This is a genomic window from Capilliphycus salinus ALCB114379, from assembly GCF_047276495.1.
GTDB classification, from domain to species: Bacteria; Cyanobacteriota; Cyanobacteriia; order Cyanobacteriales; family Microcoleaceae; genus Capilliphycus; species Capilliphycus salinus.
Genome location: NZ_CP178543.1, coordinates 4,431,695 through 4,450,783, shown reverse-complemented (window position 1 = coordinate 4,450,783; position 19,089 = coordinate 4,431,695). Strand labels below are relative to the sequence as shown.

Annotated in this window: 15 protein-coding genes; 1 reads left to right on the top strand and 14 read right to left on the bottom strand. The window is 42.7% G+C overall.

The window, feature by feature from the left end; all coding sequences use genetic code 11:
* Positions 1-300 precede the first annotated feature (300 nt).
* The 14 genes from ACL6C3_RS18235 to ACL6C3_RS18170 form a co-directional block, all read right to left on the bottom strand.
* The gene (locus ACL6C3_RS18235) at positions 301-2,118 is read right to left on the bottom strand and encodes a PEP-CTERM sorting domain-containing protein (protein WP_413160454.1); all 1,818 of its coding nucleotides are present in this window, start codon (positions 2,116-2,118) and stop codon (positions 301-303) included.
* A 314-nt stretch (positions 2,119-2,432) separates the two neighbouring features.
* A complete protein-coding gene (locus ACL6C3_RS18230; RefSeq protein ID WP_413160453.1) occupies positions 2,433-3,011 on the bottom strand; it encodes a hypothetical protein in 579 nt (192 codons plus the stop codon).
* Entirely contained in the window at positions 3,008-3,505 is a 498-nt protein-coding gene (locus tag ACL6C3_RS18225; RefSeq protein ID WP_413160452.1) for a hypothetical protein, read from the bottom strand. Before ACL6C3_RS18225 ends, ACL6C3_RS18230 begins: the two co-directional genes overlap by 4 nt.
* Positions 3,506-3,622: 117 nt before the next feature.
* Entirely contained in the window at positions 3,623-3,838 is a 216-nt protein-coding gene (locus tag ACL6C3_RS18220; protein ID WP_413160451.1) for an MbtH family protein, read from the bottom strand.
* 50 nt (positions 3,839-3,888) lie between these two features.
* Positions 3,889-4,227: a hypothetical protein gene (locus ACL6C3_RS18215; protein ID WP_413160450.1), complete on the bottom strand. Its 339-nt coding sequence runs from the start codon at positions 4,225-4,227 to the stop codon at positions 3,889-3,891.
* Positions 4,228-4,284: 57 nt separating this feature from the next.
* Positions 4,285-4,623, bottom strand: coding sequence for a hypothetical protein (locus ACL6C3_RS18210; protein ID WP_413160449.1), 339 nt, complete (start codon positions 4,621-4,623; stop codon positions 4,285-4,287).
* Between the two features lie 287 nt (positions 4,624-4,910).
* Positions 4,911-6,404 (bottom strand): aminotransferase class III-fold pyridoxal phosphate-dependent enzyme, encoded by a 1,494-nt coding sequence (locus ACL6C3_RS18205; protein WP_413160448.1) that lies wholly within the window; start codon positions 6,402-6,404, stop codon positions 4,911-4,913.
* Between the two features lie 40 nt (positions 6,405-6,444).
* The gene (locus tag ACL6C3_RS18200; protein ID WP_413160447.1) at positions 6,445-7,332 is read right to left on the bottom strand and encodes a class I SAM-dependent methyltransferase; all 888 of its coding nucleotides are present in this window, start codon (positions 7,330-7,332) and stop codon (positions 6,445-6,447) included.
* 32 nt (positions 7,333-7,364) lie between these two features.
* Positions 7,365-10,421, bottom strand: coding sequence for a thioester reductase domain-containing protein (locus ACL6C3_RS18195; RefSeq protein WP_413160446.1), 3,057 nt, complete (start codon positions 10,419-10,421; stop codon positions 7,365-7,367).
* 2 nt (positions 10,422-10,423) lie between these two features.
* Positions 10,424-13,852 (bottom strand): amino acid adenylation domain-containing protein, encoded by a 3,429-nt coding sequence (locus ACL6C3_RS18190; RefSeq protein WP_413160445.1) that lies wholly within the window; start codon positions 13,850-13,852, stop codon positions 10,424-10,426.
* A 319-nt stretch (positions 13,853-14,171) separates the two neighbouring features.
* Positions 14,172-15,200 (bottom strand): hypothetical protein, encoded by a 1,029-nt coding sequence (locus tag ACL6C3_RS18185; RefSeq protein ID WP_413160444.1) that lies wholly within the window; start codon positions 15,198-15,200, stop codon positions 14,172-14,174.
* A gap of 31 nt (positions 15,201-15,231) precedes the next feature.
* Complete coding sequence (locus ACL6C3_RS18180; protein ID WP_413160443.1) at positions 15,232-16,542, bottom strand: energy transducer TonB; 1,311 nt, start codon at positions 16,540-16,542, stop codon at positions 15,232-15,234.
* Positions 16,543-16,596: 54 nt separating this feature from the next.
* A complete protein-coding gene (locus ACL6C3_RS18175) occupies positions 16,597-17,013 on the bottom strand; it encodes an ExbD/TolR family protein (RefSeq protein ID WP_413160442.1) in 417 nt (138 codons plus the stop codon).
* 46 nt (positions 17,014-17,059) lie between these two features.
* Positions 17,060-17,719 carry a MotA/TolQ/ExbB proton channel family protein gene (locus ACL6C3_RS18170; protein WP_413160441.1) on the bottom strand — a complete coding sequence of 220 codons (660 nt, stop codon included), beginning with the start codon at positions 17,717-17,719 and terminating at the stop codon, positions 17,060-17,062.
* A 554-nt stretch (positions 17,720-18,273) separates the two neighbouring features.
* On the opposite strand from ACL6C3_RS18170, the gene ACL6C3_RS18165 reads away from it, so the two are divergent.
* Positions 18,274-19,044 carry a calcium-binding protein gene (locus ACL6C3_RS18165; RefSeq protein ID WP_413160440.1) on the top strand — a complete coding sequence of 257 codons (771 nt, stop codon included), beginning with the start codon at positions 18,274-18,276 and terminating at the stop codon, positions 19,042-19,044.
* The last annotated feature ends 45 nt before the right edge of the window (positions 19,045-19,089 follow it).

Genomic DNA, 19,089 nt, shown 5'->3' with positions numbered 1-19,089 from the left:
AGGGAATGAGGAACCCCAACGGGATTGAGGTTGAACCTCAACTTTTGACAATTAGTGTCAAGTAATAAAGCCTAAAGCTTTTTATAACATCTTGACAACCATTTGAAAAGGAATTTCAAAAATATTTTATTTTTTGCAAAGATTTTGATTGGAAATACTAATCGCGCTTGCAGATCAAAATATTTATGCTTTTAAATCAAAAAAAATTATGATAAAAACACATGAGAAATAGGATGAGAAATGATTTCAAATCTCACCCAAAACAAGAGAAGTTCAGATTTTAAGTTTACAGCAGAAATACTAAGAGCGAGATTTACGTTTGAGTTGAGAACTTGCCCCCCAAAGTCCAACGCCTAATAAACCCAAAATGGATGCGGGTTCGGGAATGGATTTGCCGGGAACTGTTCCTTCAGTAAACAGAATTTGTTCAACAAATTCATCGGGCGGAATCACCGCAGTAATGGTGGAGGTTTCTAAAGAATCAAGGATCTCGTCAAGATCGGTGGAAGCAAAGGGATCGGCAAATTGTAGGATAAACTCAAAGTTATCGAAGGTGAGGGTATTATCATCGGGGTTAACGCTAATGGTGAGAGGCCCGGTTAAGTCTGTATTTCGAGTGCCGTTGAGGTCAACCGATAAGACGGTATTGCCATCAATTAAAACATTACCGACGGGGTTAGTTGGATCGGCGGCCAAAGCAATATTAAATAGACGGGCTGTTTCGGGTAACATTTGGCTGCTGACGCTGAAATCGTAAACAATGTTACTCAGTCCGGTTTCCTCAAAACCAAGCAATGTATTGACATCACCCAGTTCAACAATCGGTTCGTTGCCAAAGGTTGTAACCGCAGCATAGTAGGTTCCACTTTCGGGAACTAAATAATTGAGAATTCTCGATGAGTAGCTATCGACTTTATCTTCGCCAACCGCCAGAATTTGACCGGAACTGTTGTAGAGATAAAGCACAGAATCATCGTCCGTGTAGCCAACTCCCGAAAGTATTTCGGTGACATCAACATCGAAAGAAAGTAGATCTCCCGCCTCGGCAGTAAAGGAATAAATCTCATTACCCGTACTGACAGCCCCGGAAGCGGAACCCGACCCCGCAGACAGGTCAATGGGTGTGGCAGAATCAAAGGGATCGTTATCGGGGGTAGTCGGTTCGGAGGGTTGGGAGGGAACTAATAAAACTTGAGTTCCCAACTCGGCTTCAACATAAGTTGTGACGAGGAAATCACCTGTTAAGGGATCAACAACCAGTCCTTGTGGGCCAGCATTTTTCTTCGGAAAATCGAGGAATTGTCGCCCAGTTTCGAGGATGGGATCTCCATTTTCATCGACTTCGTAAGCAACAACACCCTCATCATTCCATTGGTTAATTAAAAGGCTGGGAACGTCAAATCCGGAATTGTTGTCGTTAACATAAACAAAAGCTTCCGGCCCTACGAAGGCTTCTTCTGCACCTCCCAAGTGGATGCTGCTGGTTGGGGCTGCAATATCAAAGGTTCCCGTACCATCGGGAGAAATGGTGGTGGTGTAGAGGGTACTGGCGGAATAGGAACCAATTTTTAGGGTGCCTTCACCGGGAAAGCCTACAGGAACGAAGTTTAAAGCCCCTGTCGAGGGTTCAACCCCCAGGTCAGTCAGAGAAACCAGTTTATCTGGGGTGGTGCTACCGGGTAGAATCTGACCGAGGGTGTTATCGAAGGTGGTGAAGAATAGGACGTTATCCGGGCCGAAGACCAGGCCCCCATCTGCCCCCGGAAATTCGTCAACGCCAAGACCTACAGCCTCGGAAACGAAGCTGGCTTCCCCAGAAAATCCGGTAATGCGGTTGTTGCTGTCGCGGGTGACGCCGATAGAGTAAACTTTGGCATCGGGAAAATCGGCGTTTCCAGTAATGTATATTGTATTTGGGTCGTCGGGTAGGAAGGTTAAGCCGCCGTAAGGATAGGGAACTCCGGGAACGAAACCGAGACTTTCGGAGGAGTAGAAATTTTGAAAGGATTCTCCAACTAAAGAACTGGCTTGTGTCGGTTTAGCAAGAAAAGCAGCAAAACTCAGTAAGGTAGCACCCGCAGTTGCTAAGACAAAATTCGGGTAGATGCGTTTTCTCATTGGATATTTCAGTTAATCGTAAAACAACGGTTCTTGAACTGTTTGTACAGTCCTAGCTTTTTGAGAATTAATTTCAAGAACGGGTTCATCATAAGGGGTAATTTTTGGGGAAGTCTAGGGGGTTTTGTAAAGTTGGGGGGGAATTATGTAAAGCTTGTGTAAAGGTGATAGCCGAAAATTTAACCCGTGTACGGAGGGAAAAACCCCGTAAAATCAAGCGTTAGAGAAATTGTAACTTTTCTACGATTCAGAGCGGGGAAGTGAAAATTTACCTACTTATTTGAGATAACATTTCAACTATCTTGAGAGAGATTTCAGCCTGGAGACTGGGGGTGATGGAAGGGACATCCTTGAGTCTTATGGGCGGGATCAAGCTGTTGGGAACGGCTGAGGGCAAATTTATCAAGGGTTTTGAGGGCATTTCCGCGATCGAAACGCAAGCTTCCGGTTTCTTCTCCGCCAAACTTTTCACAGACGGCTTTGTGTGCGGTTGCGAGTTCAAAATAGGCTTGAACAAAGCGTTTATGTTCGGGTTGTAATGGGGTGGGTAGCTGTTGAAAAAGGGGGCGCAAACGCTTCCAAATTTGCATTAACCAAGCGTGATCCCAAGACATTAATCCGCTAAAATCCGTAGATTTAACGTGAGGCGGTGCCATGGTTGGGCGGATATATTCTTCGTATTCATCCCGACTAAAACTTCCCGCCAGAGACATGGCGGCGCCGGATGCTAACATTAAATCGGTGGCGGTTTTGAGTTCGATTTGTGCTTGGGAAAGATTGCCGGAAGTGAGATGTTTTTCAAACCGACTCAGGCAGATTATTAAACCTTGGATATTCACAAAAAACGACCAGTGAAATCCTTTCCAAATTTGATAGGAATTTTGTTGAGTCATGGGTTATCCTCTAGCTGAACATCAAAAAGTCTTGCTAATAGGTGAGCGTAACTGATAAATCCTTGTTTCTGCTGTTCAATTTGATTTGAGTCTAATTTGGGGAAGTTGGAATCGGGTTGATTTTGACTGTTCAAACACAGAATTAAAAATTGTTGACTCGCAACAATAACACTTTTTAGCAGACAGAAAGCGGGTTGTTCGGTTTGAACGTGATTCACCTGAAAATAGCGGTCGTAATCTTCGACTTCCCAGGTTTTTAGCGATGCTTTTGTTGTGGATAATTTTGCGGGAAAATTATCCACAGCTTCTAAGGTTTCTAAAGCTTCATCGGTGAGAGTCAAAGCGGTTTCAACAGAGGTTTGTTTCAGTGCGCTTAGAAAATAATTTATCGCTTGGGTAATTTTCACTTTTTCGCCTTCGTTTAAGGAGTATTCTGTGAGTAAATCCCAAGGTAAAAGTAAATCAAGGTGAGGGGTGGGATTCGTTTCACTCATGTTTGAGGAGAGACATTCAAAAGAACGTCAATATTAATTAGTTTGCTGAAAAATATCCCGCCCCTCTCAGTGACAAGAAAAGAGGTTTCTATAAACCTCTCTTCGGGTTGAAGAAATTTAGGATGTTTGTGATTCCTCCATTTTTCGACGCAAACTGAGAGGGCGCATATCTGTCCAGACTTCTTTGATATAGTCCAAACACTCTTGTTTGGGTCCACTTTTTCCGACATCTCGCCATCCAAAGGGGATTTCTCTATAGTCTGGCCAAATTGAATATTGTTCTTCTTCGTTGACAACAACTCGATAAATTGTAGTATCTTCTTCTGAGTTCATGGTTAGAATTCCTCTGTTAAATTTGGGTGATTGAAGTCAATTAAACTCAGTTAGGCTACGGTTACTTCGGTGACGGGTTCGAGATTTCCTTCGCCTGTTAGGGTTGGTAAGTTGATATCGGCGATACATCGAACTTTAACATAATTTAGCGTTAAATCTCCTTCAATGTGAGCGGTTCCTGTTGCTTGTTCAAAGTTTGCGGTTTGAAAGTTACAAGCTTTTTCATCGAGTCTAACGCCGAGTTCAGTTCCGCCTCGGGTTTGAGTAAATTTGATGTAGACATAGCCTCTATCGATGCTTTCTTTAAAGGCTGTTACTGTTTTTTCGGGTCTTAAACCGACTTCTACGGGATGTTTTCCTTCCGATAATCGTTGTACTAATTCGTCCATATTTGTCCTTGATGGTTTGAGTCAAAAACTACGGGTCAAAAACTACGAGTAAAACAACTAAGATTCTGTTTTCTCGGTTTCCGAGGGTGTTGCTGTTACGGTTACAGGTTCATAAACCGGAACTTCAAATTTTAAAACCTTATCACAGAATTCTTTCCATTCGGGGGTTACGCTGTCAAAAATGATGTTTTCATCTTTGAATATTCCATCGGTGACAACATAATTTTCTTGCAAATACAAAAAGTCATCTTCTGTAAGTTCTCGGTTGACTTCTATTTCTTCACCCCCGACGGTTTTAGTTTCTTTGCGGGTGTTTTCTTTGTTTTCCGTCCACTGACCAAATTGACGCAATTTTTCAATCGGATAAGCTTTGCAATATTTTCCCATTGTTGCCATTTTGTTTCCTCCTAAAGATTCTATACAAAAATCCGGTTTCTTGTGATGTTATTAGAAATCCCGTTTGAGATTCAATTCAGAAACCGGGTTTTTCGGGTTTTGTTTCCTCCTGAATATTGTATACAACAACCCAGTTTCTTGTGATGTTATTAGAAATCCCGTTTGAGATTCAATTCAGAAACCGGGTTTTTCGGGTTTTGTTTCCTCCTGAATATTGTATACAACAACCCAGTTTCTTGTGATGTTATTAGAAATCCCGTTTGAGATTCAATTCAGAAACCGGGTTTTTAAGTTTGAAGAATACCAGCTTCTTTGAGTTCAACTAAACCCTGTTTAAAGGTCTGAAAAATGGTGTTAATATCCTCATCGGTGTGAGCGGTTGATAAAAAACCTCCTTTATCACCCCGACGCAGATGAATTCCTTTTGTCAGCAGATGATAGGATAGCAAGTTAATCGCCAAGGGAGAAATCGAACTTTGTGACATTGCGATTGCAAAAAAAGAGCCAAAATGGGTAAAATGAACGGGTATATTTTCAGATTTCATCGCCGTATTCAAGCGATTAACCAGTTTTAAAGTCCGTTGGTTTAGCTGTTCTTGCAGAGTTGAACCTTGGGTTTTTAAATGCAAAAGTGCGGCTTTGGCTGCGGCTAAGGAAAGCGGATGTTTGCAGAAGGTTCCGGCGAAAAACGTTGTCTTTTCTTCGGGAGCGGAATCATCCCCAAAGTTCCACATTCCGCCATCTATTTTATCAAGATATTTGGCGTTTCCAGCCAGAATTGACATCGGTAAACCGCCCCCGACTATTTTACTATAAGTTGCGATATCCGCTTGCACTCCAAACCAGGCACCGGCGCCGCCGGGATGTATCCGAAATCCCGTCACCATTTCATCAAAAATTAGGGCGATTCCCCGTTCTTCGGTGAGAGTTCTCAACTGTTGAATAAAGTCTTTGGGCTGCAATTCTGGACAGCGACTTTGAACGGGTTCAACCAACACGGCTGCAATGTTTTTAGAATTAGATTTTATCACATTTAAGGAGTAAGGATTACCATATTCCAGCACTAAAACATCTTTGGCCAAACTCCCCGGAATTCCCAAGGCTGCGGGAACGGCTTGGGGGTCGATTGTTGATTTTAATCCGAATTCAATCGGACGGGTAATCGCTTTTAAAAATCCGTTGGATTGGGATTTTTGATCGATTTTTCTTCTAACGGCTTTTTTAGCGTATTCTGTGAGTTTTGCTCGCACAATAGTTTGGTCATTATGACCGTGATAGGAGTTGGTAAACACAACTATTTTTTTGCGTTTTGTTGCGGTTCTCGCTATCCGAATTGCGGTCATTATTGCTTCGGTTCCGGTGTTGCTAAATGTCACCCGTTCCATCCCGGTTAATTCGCTCACCAGTTGGGCGACTTCACCCGCTAATTCTGCTTGCGAACCGATTTGAATTCCTTTTTCTAGCTGTTCTTGAATGGCGGCTTTTATAAACGGGGGATTGTGACCAAACAGGTTAATTCCCAATCCCATTAAAATGTCAAGATATTCGTTTCCGTCGATATCCCAAAGGCGAGAACCGAGGGAACGTTCCGCGACAATTGAGTAGCAAGCTTCTTTGAGTTGGGGTTCAAAACTCAATCCCAAAGAGCTTTTATCCGCGAGAACCGAACGATAATCTTGAGCATATTTTTTTGATTTTGGCGTGCGTTGAATATAATCTTGAATCAGTGAGTCGATATGGGATTGTTCTAAATTGTTGGTGTCTTTAGTTTGAAGTTGCATGGCTTATGAATGGGGATAAATTTTACAATTTTACAAATCTCTAGTTTTTGCGGGCGATGAAGTAAGCAGAATGATTGTTATCAAGTTGTAAATTTCCTTCAATTGTTCTCACTTCAACATCGGTAAAGCCGACTTCTTCTAATATTTGTTTGACTTCTGTCGCCGAATGACCTCTAACTTTGTAGATAATTTCTGAACGTTTCCAATCTTTTTCCCAGGATGAAAATTGATTGAGGATTTTTAGTCTAAATCGGGTTAATCTCCTTAAACTTACCAGTTTATACAGTAAAGTTTTAAACTGTTTTTGAATGAGAGCGAAGGTTGAATAGCGTTTCTGAGTGGGAGCCTGATAAATTGTTACTTTAAAATAGCCCCGTTTATCATCTTTATTATAATGTGGCGTAATTTCCCAAGCAAAATGGTTTTCAATTTCACCCTCAACTAAGCGACCTTTCCACCATTTTTCCATTTGTCCTTGATGGTTGATATCAAACAAGAATATACCATTTTGTTTGAGAGATGAGTAAACATTTTGAAAAACGCTTTTCAGTTCTTCTAACTCTAATATATGGTTCAGAGAAGCGCTGGTTGAGAAAACCGCATCAAAACGTTCTGGAAGTTCAAAACTGCGAGCGTCACCCAGAATAATTTGAGCTTGGGGAGCATTTTGACGAGCATATTCTAACATTTCTTCCGAGCCATCAAACCCCGTAATTTGATAACCTCTCTCGCACAATTTTTTCATTAAATGTCCCGTCCCGCAACACAAATCTAGAATTTCTGCATTTTCAGACAGGTGAGGAAGCAGCATTTTTTCTAGGGGTTGAAGTTGGTTTTGACAATATTCCGGCCCCATTGTGGTATTGTATAACCATGCCCAATTGTCATATTCGTTGTAGCGTTCTTGAAGATTCATATCAGAAACCATTGTTTTAATTTTCACTCCGAGTAGATTGTTGTTTAGGCTTGTTGAAAATTGGCTTTTTGAATTAATTGGGAGATGTAAGTTTTTAGCAAGTTAGCATCAATAGGCGGACAAGTAATAGACGTTTCCGCTAAACCTTCGATTGTATTTTGACAGTCAAATTTGAGATTCATTGATTTTTCCTTTGCTTTTTGAGAGGACGTTGATGAGAACAGCGAAACCAACGGATAAAGTGCGTGTCCGGGCGAACCTTTCGCTATCTCTAAAAGTTGGCTGTACCACCGTTCGTAGGGTATTCTTTGGATGGAATAACCCATTAAACCCAGTTGTTCAAACAGTAGATTTGAAGAAACAGGTTTGGGGTGAATGAGATGAAACGCTTCTCCGACTAATTCCTGTTTTTGTGAGAGGTGAACAATGGCTTCACTCACATAGTCAACGGGAATTATATCGAGCAACATTTCCCCTTGCGGTGCGCTACCCAGTTCGATATAACCTAACATTAATCGATAGAGAAAATCGTTGGTATTGAAAAAACCGGTTTGGCTGCTTCCAGAAATTGGTCCGACTCGATAAATATAGGTTGGAAGTCCTCGCTGTGCTGCAATTTTCACTAATTTTTCCGCCACCCATTTACTTTGAGCATAGCCACCGTTGGGAACTTCACCGCTTTCTAAATCATCTTGTTCGCGAATCACTTTAACTTGAGAAAATTCGTTAAAGTTAAACACGCTAACCGTTGAAATAAAATGTACGGGTTTGGGGTGAGATTGACAAGCAAATCGCAGTATTTCTTGAGTTCCTAAAACGTTCGTTGACTTCAAAAGCGAATAGGGGGAGGCGTGGTGTACCCAAGCGCCGTTATGATAAATTACATCAATCTCATCTGCTAATTGCTGAAATTTTTCGGAAGACAAACCCAAAAGCGGTTTTGATAAATCTCCTTGAATGGGGATAATTCTAGGTTGAAATGAGTCATCCCAGAGAGAAGCCGACTTGAGAACATTTTTCAGTCTATTTTCTATGGTTTCCGGTTGTTCGCCTCTAACCAAACAGTAGATTTTTGCTTCGGTTTTTAGCAACAGTTGGTTGAGCAAAAAGCTTCCTAAAAAACCTGTTGCACCCGTTAACAGAATGTTGTGGGGTTGAGTCGATGAAATGGGTTGAGTTTGAGGAAAAATGCTTTCATCTAATGTCGCTTCTGCTTTGAGATAATCTAATGTAATTTTATGCCGATTTTGAGAATTAAGATACTGAATAATTTCGGGTTTACGTTCTTTGAGTTGTGCTTTGATATCCGATGTCAGCGCTCCTTTCGGCGCGTTACAGCGAATTCGATCATTTTCTGTTAAAATTTTAATATCTAATTGATTGAGTTGCGATAAAAACTCGGAAATCGGCTGATAGTTTTCGGGTTGGTTTAAACTGAGTTTTGGTTCGGGGTGACTCACGGAAAAGTTAACGTTAATTGCTGTTTCTGAACTCGATTCTAAAATTATTTCTTGACAACCAAACAAACGTTGACCGATAATATTTTGACTTTGGCAATATTCAATTACTCGGTTTGATTCTAAGATGGGTTTAGAATCCGGGGTATATTGAATCGAAGTAATAAAAGTCAGCCAGGGTTCCTGTCCCATCGCATAAATATAAACCTGCTGAGGGTTTAACTGATTAATAAGTTGGATGGCTTTGTGACTATCTGAACCGTCGAGTCGGCGAGTTTGGGCAATTTTTCGGGGGATAGATTGAGTTAATAACGAACCGTAAGCCCAAGTAAACGGTGCGCCTTCGCATTCCATCCCCACAAACAAAATATCTAGCCTTTTGACTAAATTTGAAAGATGTTTATACAGTTGTGGTTCGATATTATTGGAATCCGCAGCGCACAAAATAGAACGATTTTTAACCTGGATTAAATAAGCGGTTTTAGCTGCAATATTTAAGTCACCATGTTCGCCCAAAACGGGTAAACTGACTATCTCACCTTGGGGAATGTCTATCACTTCTAATTCATCGACTTCTCGAACGTTTGCAAAGCCAATTTGTTGTAAGATTAACTTTAAAGACGGATCGATTAACACACCTTTATTACTTTTCGGAACGATAACATTTTTAATTTTATATCGCAACTGTAACAAGGTTTCAAACATCACATGATCTTGATGATTGTGAGTGATTAAAGCGTAGTCAATTGTTGGGGGTAAATCTGCATAACTGTAACGGGCTATTCCATCGAGAGATTGATCGCTAAATTGATAACTAATAAGAGGATCACATAAAATACTAATATCTTTGGTTTCAATTAAAACACACGCATGACCAAAGTAACGCACTCTCACATCATTTCCCCGATATTGGGGTTGAATGTTTGGAGGATTCTCTGTTAACAAAGAAGCGAATAACGGTTCATTTTTGGGTTGAATTTCTAACAACTCCAAAATCTCTTGATCAGCTTGGGGCTTTTCTCTCATTTCAACCAGTTTATCGAGTCGTTTATCCGCAAAAGATAGGTTTAAATGTAGAGTGTTATCATCGGGTAAACGGGGGGTACTGAGTACAAAAGAACGCTGATCGATATTTCCCAAAGATAGCGCGACGGTTTGCAAAGCAGAATTATAATATTGACTTTTATATAACAGTCCTTCTATCAATCGAATTGAGGGGTTATTTTGAACATCATAAACCAACTCAACATATCCCTTTAAAGCTTCGGGGACTTTTTGATAAAGCGGTTCTAAAGAATAACCCGTTGCTTCTTCTTTTAACAGGTTTTCTAAATCTTTAATCGCCCGTTCTAACTGTAACAGTAAACCTAAATTATCTTTGGTTTTCTCCCGTAACGTTTTAATTTCATCTAACCGACTTTCATCGTAGTTAATAAAGGGTCCCCCTCGCATTGCGGGATTTTTTAAAGCATCCAAATGAACTTGAGGCGCCGCAATAAATGACTCTAGAATTTTTAGATGAGAATTAGCCGCATACAGGGATGCTGTTGCGGGTGGAATGAGATAAGACCAAGCGTACCACTGATTAAAAAGTGGTTCTATAATCACATTGGGTTTGAGATAGACTGGCTTTGATATCATCATGGTTAAAACTCGATTTCTTCTCGCTCATCTTCAACTTTTATCGGGGTTTGTAACTCAGATATGGTTTGTTTTTTCTGCAAAAGTTCCGCCAAACTCGCAACGTTGGGAGCCTCAAACAAGTCTACAACGGTTATATTCACCGGAAATTTAGGTAATAACTGAGCAATTAATTTGGTCGCCAGCAAAGAATGTCCTCCCAACTCAAAGAAATCATCATAAATTCCGACCCGTTCAATTTCAAGAACTTCTGCAAAAATATCAGCTAATATTTCTTCTGTTGCGGTGCGAGGTGGAACAAATTCTTCCGAGGTAAACGGTTCTTGATTGAGTTTAGATAGGGCTTGATGATCGACTTTTCCGTTGGGAGTTAGGGGGATAGTTTCCAACTCAACAAAACTGCTCGGAATCATGTATTCTGGCAACTTTTCTTTGAGGAAATTTCGCAGTTCTTTTGAGGTTAAATTGACTTCTGATTCACAAACAAAGTAAGCCGCCAATCTTTTATCTTTTCCGGGTTCTTCTTGAACGATAACCACGCTGTTTCTAACTTTTGGATGCTGATTTAATAGAACTTCTATCTCTCCGGGTTCGATGCGAAACCCTCGAATTTTAACTTGATGGTCTATCCGTCCAAATAACTTAATACTCCCATCGGGTAAATAACAGGCTAAATCTCCCGTTTTATACAAACGATTTGAAGAATTATTGTTATCTAGTGGAGTATAAAAAGGGTTGGGAATAAACGTCTGGGCTGTTTTTTCGGGTTGGTTCAAATAGCCTCGCGCCAAACCCACACCCGCGATATAAAGTTCACCTAAAACCCCAATGGGAACGGGTTGTAAATTAGCATCTAAAACATAAAGCTGTTTGTTCGTACTCGGGAGAATTGTGGGTTGATTTGAATAGCCATTTCCACACTCAACCATACTCGCATTTACCGTTACTTCTGTTGGTCCGTAAGCGTTAATAAAACGGCGATTTTTTGACCAATTATTAATCAAATCAACTCCCGGCGCTTCCCCTCCCACCAACACCATTTCTAAAGCGGGTAAATTTTCCAAAGGGGTGGCGGCTAATGCGGAGGGGGTAATGGTAATGTGGGTAATATTTTTTTCTCGTAAAAGTGTTAACAAATCCCATCCGGGGAGTAAGGTTTCTACGGGCGCCAAACAAAGTTTTCCACCGCTTGCTAACGCCATGATAATTTCGGGAATGGACGCATCAAAGCTAAAGGAAAAGAACTGAAGAACGCAGCTATCCGAACGAACTTTACAGACGCGAATTTTGTCTTCTGTGAGGTTGACTAACCCGTTGTGAGGGATTAAAACACCTTTGGGAATCCCTGTGGAACCGGAAGTATAAATTAGATAGGCGAGGTTGTCGGGTGTAACTTTAATTTGGGGATTTTCTGCGGGTTCTTGAGCGATTGAATTCCAGTTTTTATCCAAACAAATAACTTCCGAACCCGAGGTTTTAGAAATAGATAAATTAGATTGAGTTAATAAAACTGAAATTTGCGAGTCTTCCACCATAAAAGCGAGTCGTTCGGGTGGATAGTTGGAGTCGAGGGGAAGGTAAGCGCCCCCCGCTTTAAATACGCCCAAAAGGGCGATAATCATCTCAAAGGAACGCTCAACACAAATCCCGACTTTTACTTCGGGTTTAACTCCTTTTTTGATTAAATAATGGGCGAGTTGGTTGCTGCGTCGGTTCAGTTCTTGATAGGTTAATTGTTCGTCTTGGAAAATTAAAGCAACAGCATCGGGGGTTTTCTCGACTTGTGCTTCAAACAGATGATGAAAGCACAAATTGTCTGTATAGTTTTTCTGGGTTTTGTTCCAGGTTTTTAAAATTTGATGCTGTTCTTTTGAGGTTAAAAGGGATAACTCGCCAATGCGTTTATCTGGGTTGTTAACGATTTCTTCTAATAAGGTTTGAAAATGTTCAACCAGTCGCGAGATTGTTTCGGGTTTAAATAAATCTCGGTTGTATTCAAACCCTCCAACTAATCCCGATGGGGTTTCGTAGATATCTAGGCTTAAATCTAGCTTGGCTGTTGGGTTGGTTTGTTTGAGAGAGCTTAGGGTTAAACCGGGTAATTTAAAATCGGTTTGGGGAGCATTTTCGAGTCTAAATTTAACTTGAAATAAGGGATTATAACTGAGATCTCGTTCGGGGTGGAGATGTTCAACCAGTTTTTCAAAGGGTAAGTCTTGATGGTCGTAGGCTTCCCAGGTTTTCTTTTTAACCTGCTGCAAAAATTCTTGAAATGTTGGGTTTCCTTTTAATGAACTTCGCAAGACTAAGGTATTGACAAAAAAGCCGATTAATCCTTCTATTTCTTTGCGGTTACGATTCGCAACGGGAGAACCAACGATAATATTTTCTAAACCTGTATAACGATAAAGTAAGACTTTATATACCGCCAATAAGAATACAAATAGTGTCGCGCCTTCGGCTTGGCTGATGGTTCTGATTTTCTGGGTTAAATCATCGGAGATTGTAAAGGTTTGATTGGCTCCTCGAAAGCTTTGAATTCGGCTGCGAGGAAAATCGGTAGGAAGTTGTAAAACGGGTAATGTTCCCGGTAATTGTTGTTTCCAATAGGAGAGTTGTTTCTCTAAAAATTCTCCCTGTAACCGTTGACGTTGCCAAGTTGCAAAGTCTGCATATTGAATCGATAATTCGGGTAAGGGTGAGGGTTTCTTCTCGCAAAATGCGGTATAGATGCTAACCAGTTCGCGGATAAAAATTTCCATTGACCAGCCATCAGAAATAATATGGTGTAGGGTTAGGAACACCACAAATTCGGCTTTATCCAGTTTTAATAAAGTAACTCTTAATAATAAATCTTTGGCTAAATTAAAGGGTTTTTGTGATTCTTCAGTCATTAAACGAATGACTTCGGCTTCCCGTTCGCTTTTGTCTGGGTGTTGTAAGTCAAGCTGTTCTAATTTTAAAATAGTATCGGCGGAAATCACCTGAACGGGTTGACCGTCTTTTAAAATAAAGTTGGTGCGTAAGATTTCATGTCTTCGGATAATTTCATTGAGGGTTTGTTCAAATACCCCAATATTTAATTCTCCGCTTAAACGGACTGCGGTTGGAATATTAAATGTTGCTGTATCGGGTTGAAGTTGTTCTAAAAACCAAAGTCGCTGTTGGGCGAAAGAAAGGGGTAAATCTTGCTGGCGCGAGACGGGTTGAATGGCTTCTAACGGACTTTGAACGGACTGCTGAACTTCGCTAATAAAGCTGATAATTTCGCTTTTCCGTTGCTTTAGTTCCGCAATAAAATCATCGGTTAATACTTCTTCTGGCGCACTGAAGCGCAACCGTTTGTCTGTATTGCTTTTTTGGTCTGCACCCTCGACCCACAGTTTGACATCCAAACGATACAGGTCTGATAAAAATTCATCGATAGATTTCATAACTAGAATTAAATGTCATTAAGAAACGGTCAAAGGTTTACATACAGCACGATGCCATTGGATGAATTACAGTAGTGCAAGCGTCCTCGCTTGCCGGCACACAGAACGCAAAACAGGGGGGGTTGGGCAGGGAGGGGGCGGGTTTATAGAGGTTGTCTGTGGGAAGACATGAATTTTGGAGGAACCCGCCCCTACAGATCGCTTCTTGCGAAAAATTCTTAAGTAAGTCTACCACAGTCTTTTTGTTTAAGCAAGGAAAATTGATTCATTTGACGAGATCTAATCAAACCCTAAAAAATCAACTCAACAAAATTATTGCTTATGGCTGAAATTCGCCATTTTCCCAGGTTCCCTCTACACGGGTACCGTCTGCATAAACATAGGTTCCTTTACCGTGTTTTTTCCCGTCTTTAAACTCGCCCTGATATTGATCGCCATCGGCATATTTACAAACAGCTTGACCGTTAAAATTGCCCGCTTGAAGTTCTCCTTCGCAGCGATCGCCGTTGGCAAAAACATACACGCCTTCCCCGCTAATTTGACCGTCTTGAAACTCCCCCTCATAACGATTTCCATTGGCAAAAGTTAACACCCCTTGACCTTCAGGTGTTCCATTATTAAATTCTCCTTGATAGCGATTCCCATTAGAATATTCTCGCACGCCCTGACCGTGAAATTGTCCGTTATTAAATCCGCCTTCATAGCGTCCGCCATCCGCATAAATATAAACGCCTTCTCCCTGAAATTGTCCGTTATTAAATCCGCCTTCATAGCGATCGCCATTCGCCAAAGTATAAACCCCCTCACCCTGACGGCGACCGTTAACCAACTCGCCTTCGTAACGGTTTCCCGTCCCATATTCACAAACCCCTTGACCGTTTAGCTGACCCTCTTTTACCTCCCCTTCACAGCGATCGCCATTGGGAGTAATATAAACCCCTTGTCCGCTCGGAGTTCCGGCGTTAAATCCCCCCTCATAACGCGCACCATTGGCAGAAATAAACACCCCTTGACCTTGAAAATCACCCGCTACAACTTCCCCTTCATAGCGATCGCCGTTGGCAAATTCCCAGACGCCTTTTCCGTCAAATTCACCCGCTTTAAAATCCCCTTGATAACGTCCCCCATCGGCAAAGGTATAAACCCCTTCCCCTTCGGGTTTTCCATCTACAAACATCCCCTCATATTTCGCGCCATTGGGATATTCACAGACGCCTTTACCGTTTAATTTACCATTGCTAACTTCCCCTTCGCAACGGGTTCCATCCGGGGTGGTAATTTCTGCGGCATTAACCGGAAACACCCCCACTAAAAGTGCAATTGTTAATAAGTAAATTAAATGAAACATGGCTAAAAAAAACTTGATAAACTGCAAATTTTTAGTTAAGTTTATAGTCAATTTGGTGCTGAAAAGGTCTTGCGACTTCGGGAGGCAAAAACCGCATCTGAGAAGCGGCTTGGAGAGCGGCTTCGTCAAGATCGCTGTTGCCACTGGACTGGACAATCTCCGGTTCAGTGACCCGGCCATCTGTCCCTACCAAACCTCGGACAATCACCGTCCCTTCAATACCTTGATTTCGCAGACTGTTGGGATATCGGGGTTGACAGTTATCGACACAACTCAGACGTCCGCCGCCTGCATAAGCCGTGTCCGTCTCATTTCCGGTGTCGTTGCCGGTTCCCCCCTCAACCCCGTCGGGGCGTCCAGGAGCCTCACCCCCTCGGCCATCTAACGGGGAACCCCCAAAGGCTTGATCTCCAATACCGGGAGTTTGCCCCCCTGTGGGACTTTCACCGCTACCAATCCCCGCAAAAGAGCCTTCCAAACCGGTGGGAGAACCCGAGGTTCCGGGCTGAGGGACGGCGCCTTGAGTCGGTTGGGAACGCTCGGCCCCCGCCGCCCCCAAAGCCGCAGTATCATTGGTGTCTGGCGTTTCTGCGGGGGTGTTGGCTGCCCCAGTTTCCACTTCTAACTCACCCAGAGGATTGGTCATGGGGGCATCCGGGGCAATATCCGCCGAAGCCAGGGGTTCCGGGGGTGCCGAGTCCGCCAGGGGTTCGGGGGGTGCCATCGGCTCGGGGGGCAAGTCTTCCGGCAAGGGTTCCGGTTCGCTCACAGGTTCCTCGGACGTTGCCGCCAAAGGGTCGGGGGCGGGTTCCGCTGCGGGTGCGGGTTCGGGGGGCGGTTCTTCGGCGATCGGTTCCGGTTCGGGCGGTGCGAGGGGTGCGGGTTCGGGGGGCGGTTGTTCTGCAATGGGTTCGGCAATGGGTTCGGGAAGACTCTGGGGCGCAGGCGGGGCGGGTTGCAGCGATTCGGTTTCCGCCTGTTCGAGGGGAGGTTCTACCGGGGCGAATTCTTCAACAATTTCTTCGGGAATTTCTTCGGGAATGGGTTCGGGTTCTTCAACGATTTCTTCGGGAATTTCTTCGGGAATGGGTTCGGGTTCTTCAACGATTTCTTCGGGTTCGGGTTCAATTTCTTCTTCTTCGATAACCTCTTCTTCTATGACGATAAATTCGATAGCATCTTCTTCAGCTATTTCAATTTCTCTATCCAGAAAACCGTTCAACGCCAAAGCAAAAATTCCGCCGTGAATTACAGCCGATGCCACTAGACCTCCGACGATCCAGAGTTTGACTTTTTGCTCGTCTTTATCTCGCTGTTCTAGGCAGGTTTCTGAGAGACTCATAACTGAAAAATTTCCCAAACGATTCAGAGGAACTTGTAATTTTTAACCCGGATTTTATTCGGAATCGGGTTTTTTGGTGGCGATCGCGAGTTTTGCCCCTTCGACTCGCCGAATTTGATCCATGACTTCTACAACGGTTCCGTGATTAACCGCTTCATCGGCATTTAAAATTACAATTCGACTGTCATTGTTGGGGATGAGTTGTCGCAATGAATTTTCGAGTTGTTCTATTTCTATGCTTTCGCGATTGAGGGCAACTTCTCCCTCGCTGTCAATGGTGATGGCGATTTGCTCGGTTTTTTGTTGTTGAGAAGTTGAGGCTTTCGGCAGGTTAACGGGTAATCCTTCGGAACGGGTTAAAAACAGGGTGGAAATGATAAAAAATGCCAAAATTGAGAAAATGACATCAATCATTGGCACGATGTTAATTTCTGCCGGAGTATCTAGGTCTTCATCGATGAGATTAATCATAATTTCGCTTATTATTCAGACGGACAACATTTTTAATTTGTCTAAATTAGGCTTTATGAACCAGGGCATTATCTCGCAGTTTATCATATTCATATTTGCGACGATACAACAGTTCGAGTTGACCTCCGTATTCTTGAATCAGGGCAATTTGTCGTTTATAAAAGCCTCTAAAGGTATTCGCAAATAATACCGTAAAAATAGCTACGACCAACCCGATTACTGTAGATGCCAAAGCTTCGCTAATCCCTCCCGTTACGCCCGTGCTGCTGCTGCCTCCAATATCGCCAATTCGCAGCGAAGAAAAGGCGGTAATTAGTCCTAACACGGTTCCGAGTAATCCTAACAACGGAGAAACGGCAATAATGGTGTCAAATACTGTATTAAAGCGCCGCAAAACGGGAATTTCGGCTTGGGCTGCACTTTCGATCGCGATCCGAAATTCTTCGGGGTTGGGATCTTCAAGTTCGAGGGCTTCGAGAAAAATTCTCGCGATCGGAAGATCGGCATTGAGTTGCAAAAGGTCGATCGCCTGTTGGGGAAAGGACTTGTAGAGTTTGAGGGCTTCTCGCACGACTTGACTCTGGCGCTGCCAAATGCGAAACCAAAAAAAACCCCGCTCGATCACCAGGGCGATCGCCACCACTGAAAACACCAGCAACGGCCAAGCCACAATGCCTGCGTCTTGTACAAAACGACTAACTTGCATGGAATTCGGTTTTTGAGGTAGACAATGAAACTGCTAACAGATGCCTAACGTTATACCACGATCTCCAATAGATGAAAAGTCTTATCAATAAGAATTTAAGATTTACTAGCAGTTGACAAGATCCGCAAGAATCGCTAAACTCTATCCTTGCTGAGTCAAGTCAACCGTTCCGGGTTTTCTCTGACTGGCGAAAAGCGGCTCAAATTCAAGCTTGGACTGAATTTTAACGGTCGATCGCCATTGACCCGAAACCGAACTGTTGGGTTAAGAGCGACTCTCCATCAATTCTGACCGACTCCTATGTTGATCAAAACTCCTCTTGCTAGATGAGACTGAACAGCAATTAGCTTTTCAGATCATTTGAGAATAGTTGCTCAGGATTCGGAGAAAGTCCCGCCCGGTCAATTCTGTTAAAAAGATTAAATCTTATCTATACTCAAGGATAATCATTACTCCAGTCATGCCGCAACCAACCATAAATCCCTTTTTATGGCTAATCCAATCGAGTCCGCTATAATCTAACCTGTTTTGTTAATTGAGAAAAATTCTTACCCATGAGCAGTAGCTTTGATCCATCCAGCAACGTTTTCCAACTGACGACAGGCCCCGATATTTTCACCGTCTTTCCCGGACAGCTTGCCAACTCGCCTGGAGGTTTGGTGGCTTTGGCAGGGAATGACAGCGTAACGGGGTCAACGGGTAACGACTTGATGAATGGAAATGAAGACCGGGACACCCTATCCGGCAGTGGGGGGAATGACACCCTGTTTGGAGGCCAAGGGGAAGATGAACTGTTTGGACAGCAAGCCAATGACACCCTGTATGGGAACAAAGGGTTGGATAACCTCGATGGCGGCGATGGCAATGATTTATTATTCGGAGGTCAAGAGGAAGATGCTTTAGTTGGTGGCATCGGAAATGATACCCTTTCTGGTGATAAAGGGGAAGATTATTTAATCGGAAATGAAGGTGCAGATGTGTTTGTTTTGAGTTCAGAAGGGGCGGGAGCATCCAATGAATTTGGAGATTTTATTCTGGATTTTGACAACACAGATTCGATTGGATTAGCCGGAGGATTAACCGCAGGAAACCTGACCTTTAGTGAGGAAAGTATTAATATTGAAGACACCTTAGAGAGGTTACCTTTTGATTTAGGTTTGGCTGATTTAGCAGAACAAGGTGTGTTTAGTCTCCCTTCTCTATTTAATGCCGCAGGTACGATAAGATACACAGAAATTTCAACAGCCGGCGGCGAGGTATTAGCCGCAGTGGTCAATCAAACCCCCGAATCTTTATCCAGTCGTATCATTACCGTACAGTTCTAAACTTTAAATCTTTTCCTTGGGAGATATAGAATTTTCCGAGCAAAT